This is a genomic window from Streptomyces phyllanthi, assembly GCF_009377205.1.
In the GTDB taxonomy this organism is placed as follows: domain Bacteria; phylum Actinomycetota; class Actinomycetes; order Streptomycetales; family Streptomycetaceae; genus Streptomyces; species Streptomyces phyllanthi.
In genome coordinates, this window is the sequence record NZ_VJZE01000262.1 from 1 (window position 1) to 12,933 (window position 12,933).

Here is a 12,933-nt window from a genome sequence, read left to right on the forward strand (position 1 = left end):
GTCCGGCGCCGGTACGGTGACGGCGGGGACCGCGCCCGCGATGCGCGGCCAGCCGTCCTCGGTCCAGGTCACGGGCTGCAGGGCGGTCTCCCGGCCCAGCACGCACCGGCCGCGCTCAGTGTAGGGGCGGGCGGTGATGTGGGCCGCGTACCACTGGCCTGTCGCCGTCTCGACGAGCGAGCAGTGCCCGGCCTTCTGCAACCCCAGCTTCGGATCGTGCCGGGAGGTGAGCAGCGGTCCTGCCGGGTCGGGCTCGTACGGGCCGAACAGGTCGCGGGAGCGGGCGACGGCCGCTCCGTGCTCGTAGCCGGTGCCGCCCTCGGCATGCACCAGGTAGTACCAGCCGCCCCTGCGGTAGAGGTGCGGGCCTTCGGCGACTCCGGCGGCGGTGCCCACCGAGATCGTCCGGGGCTCACCGAGCAGCTTGCGTGCCGCACGGTCGTACTCCTGGAGCTCGATCCCGGCGAACGACTCCCGCTCCGGGCGCCAGTCGAAGCGCATGTTGAGCAGCCAGCTGCGCCCGTCCCCTCCACGTTCACGGACGTCATGGAATAGGGACACGTCGAAGCCCCGGCCGTGCAGCGGCACCGGATCGGACCACGGGCCCTCGATCGACGGCGCCGCGGTCACGTAGTTGGGAAGGTCCTTCCAGCCCTCCGCGTAGGTGTCGACCACGGTGAAGACGAGGTGGAACAGGCCGTCGGCGTACGACAGTCCGGGCGCCCAGATGCCGCCGGAGTCCGGGACGCCGGTCAGGTCGAGCAGCCGCCGGCTGTCCAGGACCCCGCCCAGCGACCGCCAGTTCACCAGGTCCCGGGAGTGGTGAATGCGCACTCCGGGATACCACTCGAAGGTGGACGTGGCGATGTAGAAGTCGTCGCCGACCCGCAGGATCACGGGGTCGGGTTCGAAACCACGCAGGACGGGATTGTGGATCACGAATGCTCCGCCGGATGAAGGATCAGAGGGTGAACAGCAGGGTGCCGAAGCCGACGTGGTCACACTGGAAGGCCGCGCCTTCCGGCCGGATCTGCTGGATGGCGGCATAGGTCCAGGGCGTCGCGATGCCGCGGCGCTTGACGTAGTGGTTGTGGACCATCTCGTAAACGGGGCGCAGCTTGCCGCGCTCCACGGTGGAGATGGAGTTGAACGTGGCCTGGCAGGAGCCCCAGACCGCGTAGGGCACATCGTTGCCGAGGTTGTACTTCGCCGTGTACTCGAAGCCGGCGAGGAGCCTGTTCGAGGCGGTGGCGTAGAGGTCCTGGCCCTGTATCCAGGCGATTTCGCATGCCTCGGCCATGCTGCCGAGGATGAGCTGGGTGTGGGCCTGGTCCCGGCCGCTGTCCACGCACTGGCCGGTGCTGCTGAGCACCCGGGTGAGCCTGCAGCAGCTGTGCTGGTTGAAGGCGTTGACGGCGGCGTCGTAGACGGAGGTGTCGTTGCAGAACACCCCCATGGCCATCATGGCCTTGATGCAGTTGGTGCCCCAGCCCGCGTCACCGAAGGTGTTGACCAGCGGGATGAAGATGTTCCTGAACAGGTTCTCGGTCTGGGTGATCTCGGACGCCGACCAGCTGCCGGACGGGGCGGTGTAGCGCATGAGCTCCGCGGCCGCCGCGAGCTTGAAGCCGTAGATGGAGGCCGCGAGCTGGGCGTCCTTGCCGGTGATGGAGGTGAGCGTGGACGACCAGCCCTTGATGATCTGGAGTGCCTTGGTGGCGTGGGCGGTGGTGCCGGTGAGGTTCCACATCAGGGCGTTCTGGTAGGCCGCGTTGCAGTCGTTCCACAGCTCCCAGTTGTTCGCCTCGGTGGTGCCCCGGTCGACGGTCGCGCGCGGGCCCTTCATGGTGTACGTCGACTGCGAGTACTGATCGGTCCTGAAGGCGTTCCAGCCGCTGAGCCACGGCTCGGTGTTCGCCGCGATCCGGGTCTTCATCCGCTGGATGTCGGAGAGCTTGTGCAGCACTCCGGGGTGGATGAAGGAGGTGATGGCGTGGGCTTCGGAGGTGAGGGCGGCTCCGGTGGCCGCCGCCGCGCTGCCGACGGCGGTGATCTGGAGGAAGCGGCGGCGGCTGGGGATACCGGACGTCGGCTCGGGGATCGCGGGGGGCTGCGGCTCTGCCATGGGTTTTTCCTCTTTCACTCGGCGTTGAGTGCGGAAGGGAGCACCGGGGAGGGAACCGGTGGAGTACCGGGGAATTGGGGGGGGAACCGGTGGAGCGCGGAGGGAACCGGCGGAACTGCCGGGCACGTTCCTGAGCCGGTGCGCTCCCCTGCACCGCACCGGCTCCGTGGGCGTGTCAGTGGGTCGCCTCGCAGCCCGGGTGAGCCGCCGGGAGGCCCGGGTGGAGCGCCGGGCTGCGGGGCGGACCCGGCTCGGGGCAGCTCTCGGAGGCGATCAGCGTCACTTGAGGCTGCCCATGAGGATTCCGCTGCGCCAGTACTTCTGGAGCGCGAACATGAAGATCGCGAGCGGAACGATCGACAGCAGGGACCCGGTGAGGACGAGGGTGTTCATGTCGCGGGCGGTCTGTGCCTGCTGGAGCCACGAGTAGAGGCCCAGGGTGACCGGGAAGGTGCGCTCGCCATTGAGCATGAACAGGGGGAGGAAGAAGTTGTTCCAGATGTTGATGAACTCGAGCATGAAGATGGTGATGCCGCCGGTCCTCATCAGCCGCAGCGCGACCGCGTAGAAGATCCGCAGCTCACCGGCCCCGTCGATACGGGCCGCCTCCATCAGCTCGGCGGGCACCGAACTGTCGGCGTACACCTTGCCGAGGTAGACCCCGAACGGGTTGATGAAGTACGGGATGAGCACCGACCAGATGGTGTTGGTGAGCCCGATCTCGGAGAACACCAGGTAGAGCGGGAACGCCAGCAGGGTGCTCGGCAGCAGCGAGGCGCCGACTATGACGGCGAAGAGCGCGCCCCGGCCTCGGAACCCGAACTTCGACAGGCCGTACCCGGCGGCCAGCGAAACGAGGGTGGAACCCGCCGCGCCGAGCGTGGAGTAGAGGACGGAGTTGCCCACCCAGCGGAAGAACACCCCGTCGTGGTAGGCCCAGATTTCCTGGAGGTTGTCGCCGAGGTGGTTGGAGGAGAACCACAGGCCGAACGTCGAGTAGAGGTCGGTCTGGTTCTTGGTCGCGGAGACGATCAGGAACCAGGTGGGGGCGAGCGAGTACAGCAGGAAGATCACCAGCAGGCCGGTGGTCAGCACCACTGCGCGGCGGGAGGGGCGCACGCCGCCCCCGGAGGATTCCGTGGCCTTCGTGGCGCGCACGGCCTGGGTGGCACTGCTCATGACATCTTCCTGTTCGTGACGCGGTAGAAGACGAAGGCGAGGATGCCGGTGGCGACGGCCAGGACCAGGGACTCGGCGGCGGCGTACTGGTAGTCGCCGACCTTGAAGGCCTTGTCGTAGATCTCCATCATCGGCGTGAAGTCCGTGTTGATGGACTCCGGTGCGATCTGCCGCATGATCAGCGGCTCACCGAACAGCTGGAGCCGGCCGATCAGCGAGAACATGCCGGTCAGCACGAGGATCCCGGTGATGTTGGGAACCTTGATCGACCAGGCGATCCGCCACTCCCTCGCACCGTCCAGCCGGGCCGCCTCGTACAGCTCGCGGGGCAGCGCCTGCAGCGAGGCGGAGATCAGGATCATGTTGAAGCCGATGCCCTGCCAGGTGAGCAGATTGCCGAGCGAGAGGTACGTGTTGAGGCCGCCGAAGAACGTGATCTCCGTGCCGGCGCGTTCCGCGAGGTCCAGCAGCGGGCTGCCGGTGGGGCTGTAGAGGAACAGCCACATCAGGGTGGAGACCACGGCGGGGATGACGTACGGGATGAGCAGCGCCGCGCGGAAGAAGCGCACCGCGCGGGCGGCGACCCCGTCCAGCAGCAGGGCCAGCAGCAGGGCGATGCCCAGCATCACCGTGATCTGCACCGAGCCGAAGAGCAGGGTGCGCCCCATGCTTGCCCAGAAGGCGCCGTCACCCAGGACCGACGCGAAGTTGGAGAAGCCGGTGTAGACGATCCGTGTCGGGCCGAAGCCGAGGCCGGTGCTCTTCTTCTCGTGCAGGCTCTGGCTGAAGGCGTAGCCGATCGGCACGACGTAGGTGGCGAGGAAGCCCAGTAGGAAGGGGAGTGTGAACAGCACTCCCTTGTAGGCTCCCCGCCTCCCGGCCCGGCGAGGGGAGGGCCGCCGGGCCGGGGAGTCGGTCGCGACCTTCGCCGGTCGCGTCAGGGTGGACACGGGTGTCTCCAGGTGAGGTGAGTGGGGTGTCTCCCGGCGGGGCTCAGCTGCCCGCGACGGCCTTGATGCCCTTGTCGTTGAGGTCGTCGACGGTCCACTTCTCGATGCTGGTGAGCATCTCCTTGACCGTGATCTCCTTCTTCATGACCTTGCCCCACTGCTTCTGCATCTCGGAGTACATGGCCGCGTAGTTCGGGCCGTACTGCCACTGGTCACCGACCCACGAGGCGGCGTCGGTGATCACCTTCGCGCTGTCGGACTCGCCGTTGAACATCTCGGTGGGGATGATCTTGTCGACGTACGGGCTGACGTCGGTGACCGCCGGGAAGAGGCCGGACTTCGAGGCGGGGTCGGTGAGCGTCGTCAGCGACTCCTTGCTGCTGGACAGCCAGGCGGCGAACTCGGCGGCCCGGTCAGGGTACTTGCAGCCCTTGAGCACGCCCAGGGTGTCGAAGTTGCTGGACGTCTGCGGCTTGGCCGTGTCGAACATCGGCGAGTCCGCGAGCTGCCACTTGCCCTTGGACTTGGGGAAGTTGGTGTTGTAGATCGGCAGCTGCCAGGTCGAGGTCGTCATCGCGATGGTCGTACCGAGGTCCCAGGTCTTGAAGACGCCCGGGTCGGCATAGGAGGCGTTGGAGGCGAGGTCGTTGTCGACCAGCTGCTGGACGATGTCACCGGCCTTCAGTGCCTCGGGCGAGGTGAAGTCGACCACCCAGTGGTCGTCCTCCGCCTTGTACCACTGGGCACCCGACTCCCAGGAGAGGTCGACCAGCGTGCTCGGGTCCTCACCGGCCATGTTGAAGATCTTGACCTTCTTGTTCTTCTTCTGCGCCTTCTTGCCCGCCGCGATCAGGTCGTCCCAGGTCTTCGGCGCCTCGATGCCGTACTTCTCGAACAGGTCCGCGCGGTAGGCGGTGAACAGCGGCGAGGAGCCCATCGGGATGCCGAAGGTGGTTCCGCCGGGGCTGACCGCGTTCCACGCCGCGGCCGTGTACTTGCCCTTGTACTGCCCGGCGACGTCGGTGATGTCGGTGAGCAGGCCGTCCGCGGCGAAGTTCGCCAGGTTCATCCCGTCCATCTTGGACAGACAGGGAGCGGTGCCGGCGTTCACCGCGGCGCGCAGCTTCTGGTATGCGGTGTCGCCCGCCGCGTTGACGAACTTGATCTGGGTCTCGGGGTGCTCCTTGTTCCACACCTTCGTCTGGGCCTCGATGCCGTCGGTCCAGCTCCAGAACTCCAGCGTGACCTTGCCCTTCGTCGCCTCTGTGGGCTTCGCGGCGGAGTCGGAGTCCTCGCCGCCCCCGCAGGCGGCCAGCAGGAGGGACAGGGACGCCGCGGCGGCAACCGAGGCGAGAGCTCTGGTACGGAACTGGGACATCGGGTCCTCCACGGAGGGAACGGGGACGGCGCTCGCGGTGGGGGGGAACCGGCGCGGTCAGCAGTGAGACAGGGCAGGGAGGCGGTGGCCGCCTCCTGGGACGGTAACCGTTTGCTGTGGACCGTAGGGCGGGAGCTGCCAGAACCACAAGAGGTCAGGGTGGGATTGTTTCGTCAAACTTTCCAGACCGTTACTTCCCATCCAATCTGACCTGCACATTTCACACAGATGGTCACTATGGGTAGCGATTCATATCGAGCACGTGACCGTTGATTGAATATTGACCTGTGCGGCAATGGCTCCGTAGCGTGGAATACGTTTACTGACTCTTTCGACTGTCTCATTCCCGTGCCCGAAGCAGGAGCACCATGCCCACGCCACCGCTGCCCACCGCCGTGTTCGCGATGAACCCGGTGCATCTGCCCGAGCTCTTCCCGCCGCCCCTCATGGCCCGGCTGCGGGAGCTCGTGACGATCGACCCGGGCCTCGTCGTCCAAGACTTCATCGACCCGGCGGCGGCCCTCGCGCTGGCGGAGGCCGAGGTGCTGATCACGGGCTGGGGCTGTCCCCACCTCGGCGCCGACGTGCTGGACGCCGCACCCCGGCTGCGTACCGTCCTGCACACAGGCGGCAGCGTGCGCAGCATGATCGGGGACGCGTTCTGGGAACGTGGGCTCACCATCTCCAGCGCCGCGTGGGCCAACGCGCTGCCCGTGGCCGAGTACACGCTCGCCGCGATCCTGTTCGCCGGCAAGGACGCCTTCGGACTCCGGGAACGCTTCCGGGTCGAACACGTGTACCCCGCACCGGACGAATACGCGGCGGTCGGCAACCTCGGCCGGCGGGTCGGGATCATCGGCGCCTCACGCGTGGGCCGCCGGGTGCTGGAACTGCTGCGGCCCTTCGACCTCTCGGTCAGCCTGTACGACCCGTATGTGGACGACGCCGGGGCGGCGGCGCTCGGTGCCGTACCGCTACCCCTGGACGAACTGCTGCGCACGAGCGACATCGTCAGCGTGCACGCACCGGAGATCCCGGAGACCTACCGGATGCTCAGCCGTGAACGGCTTGCGCTGATCCCCGACGGGGGTGTATTCATCAACACCTCGCGCGGCACCCTCGTTGATCCCGATGCCCTCACCGACGAGCTGGTCGGCGGCCGGATCAGCGCGGTCCTGGACGTCACCGAACCGGAGCCGCTGCCCGCGGGCTCTCCCCTCTACCGGCTGCCGAACGTCTTCCTCACCCCGCACATCGCCGGCTCCCTCGGCAATGAGCTGGCACGCCTCGGCGGCACCGTCGTCGAAGAACTGGAGCGTCGCGCCACGGGTCTTCCGCCCGCCCACGGGGTCCGCCGCGCGGAACTCGCGACCAGCGCCTGACCTCTGCGTCCGGCCGCCGCGAGGGCGGACAGACAGGCCGGGACGCATCGACACGGACCAGGAAGCATCTGAAAGGAAACCCGCTCATGTCCGAATCCCTCCAGCGCAGATCCCTCCTCAAACTGGCCGCCGGCACCACGACCGCCGTCACCGCGGGCTGGTGCTGGCAGGCCGGCCCGGCCCACGCCGCCGAGGGTGCGGACTCCACCGGCGACGCGACGGGTGAAACGGGCGCGCTCGACACGCTCGTCCTCGGTGACACGGCGTCGGAGTCGGCCCACGGCCTGACCACCACGCTCTCCGACATCGTCACCGGCGGCCTCGGCCGGCCGGCCCGGGTCCTCAACCCGAAGGAGACCGCGGACTTCTGGGGCGGCACCCTCGCCGCGACCATGGCCTGCCGTCCCAAAGGCACCACCTACGTGACGATCAAGCTGTGGGGCTCGGACGCCGGAGAGGATCTGGGACGTCTGCAGCTGTTCGCCGGGGGCAAGCAGGTCGGCCACTACCACCTGGGAGCCGTCGACCCGCTCGACATCGCCGGCGAGGAACCCCGCACCCCGGAACGCTTCTACTTCCACACCCTGCCGCTGCCCACGGGACTCACCGAGGGCAAGGGCTCCATCGCCCTGGAGATCCGGTCGATGGGCCGGGTCGCCGGATACGCGCAGTCCGCCACCGACTACTACAAGCCCATGGAGCGCCCCAGCCGCGGCATCTACCGCCTGTACACCCACCACAAGCCGTACTTCGACCTCGGCGAGGACGACCTCACCGGTGCCCTGCCCGCCCTGGAGGCGCGCCCCTCGCCGGGCAGCGAGGTCGTGGACAAGGTCAACGCCCGGGTGGTGGCCCAGGCCGCGGCCGAGGCATCCCGCACCGCGCCGCAGCTGGACCTGTGGTACCTGGAGTTCCTGGCCCGCGCCTACACGATGCCGTCCACCGCCGCGTACCGGAACGGCGCCGTACCGCTGCAGATCACCAGCAGCCTGGACGCCGTGTACTGGAAGTACCTCGCGGACCCCAAGGTGATGACGGACTCCAGCCAGCAGTGGATGGGCCTGGGCCGGATTGGGCTCGTCCTGCTCCAGATCGGCGACGCGCTGAAGCCGCTGCTGGACGAGCCGGTCATCGGCTCCCCCGGCACGATCCCCAACTCGGGGTTCGAGTTCGGCGGCGCCCTCCCCACCGGCTGGCGCGCGGTGACCTGGGCGGGCAAGGGCACCGTCACCCGCGACACCACCGTCACGCGCGGCGGCGCGGCCTCGGCGAAGGTGACCATCCCCGCCTCCGGCACCGTGGGCCTCGCCCCCGGCGCCAGGATCCCCCTGGAGCAGGGTGCGTACACCTACGGCGCGTGGATCAAGACCGAGGGCGTCGGCAGCAACGGCGCCTACCTCGACGTGCTCTTCTTCAACTCCTCCGGCGGCCTGGTCGGCGGCGACAACAAGTTCTTCGCCTCGTCCGGCACCCACGACTGGGAGCACGTCACCGCCACCCTCACCACGCCCGCCACCGCCACCCAGGCCGAGGTGCAGGTACGCCTCGCGACCGCGGGCACCGCCTGGTTCGACGACCTGACGCTCACGCCGCCCGCCACGGCGACCGCCAAGCCCGTGATACGCCGCGACGCGTGGACGAAGATGCTGCTGGACAGCCGCGAGTACTGGCGGCAGAGGTTCCCGCAGTACACGAACCAGGCCATCATCTGCGCCCTCGGCCTCTACCTCGCCGACCGGGGTCTGAGCTTCCTCGGCTCCGACGACTCCTGGGGCGAGACCAAGGCCCGCGACTACGTCCACCAGTCCGTGGGCCTGGCCCCCTGGCTCGGCCCGGAGAGAGCCGACGGCACCCCGGAGAAGCCGCTCGGCAGCGCGTACTACCAGGTCAGTAAGGCCGGCATCTCGAAGGAGCTCGGTTACGCCGGGAATTACGGAGAGCTCCAGGAGTGGCTCTCCCTCGTGTACGACGCGGTCATCGGGATCGGCGGCGTCGAGGACGACAAGCTGCGTGACCATCTGGTCACGATGGCCAAGGCCCGTATGGTCTTCCGCCACCCGGCGCTGGACGCCGACGGCTACCGGACGATGCGTATCGAGACCGTCGTCGGCTGGCGCGACCCCGAGTACCCCGGGAAGGTCGCCTACGACGAGGGCAACAAGTGGGACGGTCACCCGCTGCGGCTCGCCGCGCTCCTGAAGGACCCGGACCTCACGTCGTACGCGAAGCAGTCCATCGCCGACAACCAGTTCTTCCACGTGCTCCAGGAGACGTACGGCCTCGGGGCCTCCGCGCGGACCAACCTCAACCTGCTGTCCACAGCCGACGACTACGCGTACATCAGCGACGCCGACGGCAGCGGAGCCCTGCTGCCCATGAGCCCGGGGCAGCCGGACTTCGTCTTCAGCGACGAGGACAACGGCCTGGTCGCGGTCAAGCACGGCGACGAGATCCTCTACGCCTCGCTGTACTGGCGGGCGCGCTGGGGCGTCAACCGGCTCGCCCGCGTCCACCACATCACCGCCGACGGCATCGAGCGCTCGGCGACCGTGTGGCAGGACGTGAAGTACGTCCCCGACGGCCGGGCCCACACCGAGCCCGACTGGGTCAACTTCGAGTTCGCCGTGGGCGACCTGAACATCCCCGACGGCGGCTTCCCGCCGCCCGGGGACACGCTGCACCAGGCGTGGGCCGGTCAGGTGCTGCCCCTGGCCAAGGCACCCGACGACGTACCGGACGCCCCTGTCGGCAAGGAGACCCCGTTCGCCGGGCGTGCCTCCTTCTACCGGTGCGTGTACGGCCCGTACCTGATCGCCATGAACACCACCCGGGACCGCAGCTACACCTTCACCACACAGGGCTTCGGCGCGTCCGTGGATCTGCTCAGCGGCGCCAAGGTGGGCGGCAACACCGAGCTGTGCGTGAAGCCGGGCACGACGGTGGTGCTGCGCCAGCGCTGACGGTTCTGCGATGGCGCGCGTGTGGGTCGGCCGGTGCCCTCGTTGCGGCGGGGGCATACGGCGCCCGTCCGTACCACGCCGAAGGGCAGCGGCCCGCCCCCGCGGGAGGGGCGCTGTCGGTGCACGCGGGGCTGGCTGTACCTGACGTCGGCCTTCAGGACCTGGTTGTGGTCTTGGAGGCCGACGTTGCTGTCGGGGCATACGAGTGCGGGTGCCGTCACGGCCGCCGGGCCCCGGGGGATGCATGGTGGAAACGGTGCGGGCGAAACCGAACTCGGTGGCTCGCGCCCAGGGCCTGTCGGACGGATCAGGACCGGACGGGCCACGCGAGGTGCCGTGCCAGGCGTCGCGGACCAGGCCGACTGCGTGTCCGGCCCGGCCGGACTGGTTTCCGGCACTGCCCCGCCCGCGCCGGACTCCCCCTTCCCCCAAGGCCCGCTCCCGGCACGAGGACGCGTGGCCGCGCAGGGCCTCGGAGCCCACCGGGCCTCGGGAGGCCCGGTGGGCTCCGGACGCCGGGCAGGGGCAGTGACCCGCTCCCCAGTGGGGCAGTGGGACGCCGCACGTCGCGGCCCGCTCCGGCCGGTCGCCGGGCCCAGGGCGCGGCCCGGCCCGTTCGCCGATCCGCGCCCGGTGCCCGGGCCGCCTCCAGCAGCAACGTCGATGCCGGGGGCCGCCCGGCCGGTTCAGGCAGGCACGGCGAAGTCCGCACCGAGAGCGAGCAGCACCGCCGACCGCTCGGCCGGGAGGCCCACCCGCAGGACGCGGTCCGGTCCGTCCCACTCGCACGCCGGCCGCGGGCCGGCCGCGAACAGCACCCGAGGCCCCTCGTCTCCGGCCACCCAGGGCAGTGGGACGGTGACCGTCTCCGGTGCGCCGTCGCGCCGCCACAGGGCCAGCAGGGTCGTGCCGTTCTCGGCGCTCAGCGCCAGTGCGATCCACCCGTCGCGCCAGCCGGGAAGGCCGAGCGGCCAGCGGGGCAGGGCGCCCGGCAGCAGGGGGCGGAACGTCTTGTACGTGTCCACCGCTCGGCGCACCAGGGCAGCCTGCTCCTCAGTCAGCAGGTCGGGGCGTCCGCTGAGGTGGACGCGGCCCAGCATCGCCGAGACCATCACCAGGCCGAGCTCCGCATCGCCGTGCTCCGGCAGCGGGTAGGCCCAGACGGCGCCCTGTTCCGGAGTGACCGCGGTGGGCGCGGCGGCCGCGATGGCGGGAAGCAGACGGAAGTCCTGCTGGTCGGTGACGGAGTGGACGGGCAGTCGGGAGAGGATCGCGTGGTCCGTACGGCTGCCTCCGGCCGCGCAGCTCTCCAGGACCAGGGCGGGGTGCCGGTCGAGGACGCCGTCCAGCCAGTCGAGGTAGGCCCGGTTGTGGCCGAGGAGGCCGTCGCCCGGACCGTCGCCCGGACCGGGTCCGTCCGTGCCGGGGCCGATGTCGATGTTGTAGTCGAGTTTGAGGTAGCCGACGCCGTGGTCGCGCACCAGCCGGTCCACCACCGTGTCGAGGTGGGCGCGGGCGGCCGGATGGCGCAGGTCGAGCTGGTGGCGGCCCCACTCCACGAGCCGTACGCCGTCCCGCCGGAAGAACGCCTCGTCGGGGAGGGCGGCGGCGACCGGGCTGCGTACGCCGACTACCTCAGGCTCGAGCCACAGTCCGGGGACCATGCCCGCCGCGCGGATGTGGTCGAGCACCTCGTTCAGCCCGCCGGGGAAGCGCGGGGCCGACTCCTCCCACTCCCCCACCGCGTCCCACCAGCCGGGTACCCCGCCGGGGCCGACGGTGCCGGGCGGCTCGTCGTCGTACCAGCCGGCGTCGATGCAGAAGTACTCGGCGCCCGCCGCTGCCGCCGCGTCCACCAGGGGAAGCAGCGCCTTGGTGCTGGGCTCGCCCATCAGGCTGTTCATGAAGTCGTTGAAGACGACCGGCAGCCCCTGGTGGTCGGGGTGCGGCCGCCGGGTGGCGCGGCGGTGACGGGTCAGCGCGTCGAGGGCGGCCTCGAACCCGCCCGAGGCAACGAACGCCGTGGCGACCGGGACGCTGCGGAACGACTCGCCGGGGGCGAGGCGGCGGCGCCACTGGTGCTCACGGTCGGTGGGGCCCGACAGGGCGAGGTACACCTCGCCGAAGCGGTCGGCGAGCTCGGCGTGCCAGGAGCCGTTGTGCTCGATCTGCCACATCAGGGCGCGGCCCGTCGCGGTCTCCTCCAGACACCCCGAGGGCAGGTACTCGGAGGAGGACCAGGAGCCGGTGCTGGTGAGGACGATGCGGTTCTTCGAACCGGTCTGGCCGAACGCGACCATGCCCACGTCGTGGAGACCGCGTTCGGCCAGGGTGGCCCGGGACCAGCGGAACTCGCCGCTCCAGGGGTTGGCCGCCAGCCAGAGGGCCAGGCCGTCCTCCCAGTGCCTGCCGTCGCCGAGATGGCGGGCGAGGTTGGAGAGGGCGAAGGAGGAGACGTACTCCAGGGTGAGGGGGCGGTCGCCGATGTTCTCCAGGAACGTCTCGGCGCCCAGGACCGGCAGCCCCTCGCGCAGGGTGCACACGGCGGTGACACTCAGGCCGGTGGCCTCGTCGGCCATGCGTACCCGCAAGGTCCGCAGGCCTCCTTCGCCGCTCCCCCGCTCTCGGTCCTCCTCGTGACCGGTGTAGCGCAGAGCACGCGCGGCGGCGCCGTCCACGTGGCGCTTGCCCGAGGTGCCCAGCCGTCCGCTGCCCGCGGTCTGGACCTCTACCAGGGGCAGGGCACGGTGTGCGAGCCGGGCGCACAGGTCCGGTTCGCGCGCGGGGTCGGGCAGTGTGGCGGCCTCGCCCGCCGCCAGCAGTCTCACGGGCCCCGCGGGGTCGTACGAGAGGAGCAGGGACAGGTCGTCGGTGCCCCAGCGCAGGTAGGTGACGGACATGGCAGCGGCTCCGCAGACGTGAGGATAGAAAACGATTACTGACTGGAGGACATTAGTTC

The 12,933-nt window shown here is 69.8% G+C and carries 8 protein-coding genes; 2 read left to right on the forward strand and 6 right to left on the reverse strand.

The window, feature by feature from the left end:
* From FNH04_RS29165 to FNH04_RS29185, 5 genes are all read right to left on the reverse strand, one after another.
* Positions 1 to 939: glycoside hydrolase family 43 protein (locus tag FNH04_RS29165; RefSeq protein WP_322724158.1), on the reverse strand; the 939-nt coding region annotated here is incomplete at its 3' end.
* Between the two features lie 22 nt (positions 940 to 961).
* A complete protein-coding gene (locus FNH04_RS29170; protein WP_152788773.1) occupies positions 962 to 2,125 on the reverse strand; it encodes an alginate lyase family protein in 1,164 nt (387 codons plus the stop codon).
* 279 nt (positions 2,126 to 2,404) lie between these two features.
* On the reverse strand, positions 2,405 to 3,304 hold the full coding sequence (locus tag FNH04_RS29175) for a carbohydrate ABC transporter permease (protein WP_152788774.1): 900 nt from the start codon (positions 3,302 to 3,304) through the stop codon (positions 2,405 to 2,407).
* A complete protein-coding gene (locus tag FNH04_RS29180; RefSeq protein WP_322724159.1) occupies positions 3,301 to 4,254 on the reverse strand; it encodes a carbohydrate ABC transporter permease in 954 nt (317 codons plus the stop codon). Before FNH04_RS29180 ends, FNH04_RS29175 begins: the two co-directional genes overlap by 4 nt.
* A 43-nt stretch (positions 4,255 to 4,297) precedes the next feature.
* Positions 4,298 to 5,632 carry an ABC transporter substrate-binding protein gene (locus tag FNH04_RS29185; protein WP_152788776.1) on the reverse strand — a complete coding sequence of 445 codons (1,335 nt, stop codon included), beginning with the start codon at positions 5,630 to 5,632 and terminating at the stop codon, positions 4,298 to 4,300.
* A 368-nt stretch (positions 5,633 to 6,000) separates the two neighbouring features.
* On the opposite strand from FNH04_RS29185, the gene FNH04_RS29190 reads away from it, so the two are divergent.
* Both FNH04_RS29190 and FNH04_RS29195 read left to right on the forward strand, forming a co-directional pair.
* Positions 6,001 to 7,014 (forward strand): hydroxyacid dehydrogenase, encoded by a 1,014-nt coding sequence (locus tag FNH04_RS29190; protein WP_152788777.1) that lies wholly within the window; start codon positions 6,001 to 6,003, stop codon positions 7,012 to 7,014.
* A gap of 86 nt (positions 7,015 to 7,100) precedes the next feature.
* Complete coding sequence (locus tag FNH04_RS29195) at positions 7,101 to 9,974, forward strand: Tat pathway signal protein (protein WP_152788778.1); 2,874 nt, start codon at positions 7,101 to 7,103, stop codon at positions 9,972 to 9,974.
* A gap of 686 nt (positions 9,975 to 10,660) precedes the next feature.
* On the opposite strand, the gene FNH04_RS29200 is transcribed toward FNH04_RS29195, so the two are convergent.
* Entirely contained in the window at positions 10,661 to 12,874 is a 2,214-nt protein-coding gene (locus FNH04_RS29200) for an alpha-galactosidase (protein WP_152788779.1), read from the reverse strand.
* Positions 12,875 to 12,933: the final 59 nt, after the last annotated feature.

Bases quoted from the DNA above. Each gene is read 5' to 3' on its own strand.
- FNH04_RS29170 (WP_152788773.1), bottom strand. From the start codon at position 2,125: ATGGCAGAGCCGCAGCCCCCCGCGATCCCCGAGCCGACGTCCGGTATC.
- FNH04_RS29175 (WP_152788774.1), bottom strand. From the start codon at position 3,304: ATGAGCAGTGCCACCCAGGCCGTGCGCGCCACGAAGGCCACGGAATCC.
- FNH04_RS29185 (WP_152788776.1), bottom strand. From the start codon at position 5,632: ATGTCCCAGTTCCGTACCAGAGCTCTCGCCTCGGTTGCCGCCGCGGCG.
- FNH04_RS29190 (WP_152788777.1), top strand. From the start codon at position 6,001: ATGCCCACGCCACCGCTGCCCACCGCCGTGTTCGCGATGAACCCGGTG.
- FNH04_RS29195 (WP_152788778.1), top strand. From the start codon at position 7,101: ATGTCCGAATCCCTCCAGCGCAGATCCCTCCTCAAACTGGCCGCCGGC.
- FNH04_RS29200 (WP_152788779.1), bottom strand. From the start codon at position 12,874: ATGTCCGTCACCTACCTGCGCTGGGGCACCGACGACCTGTCCCTGCTC.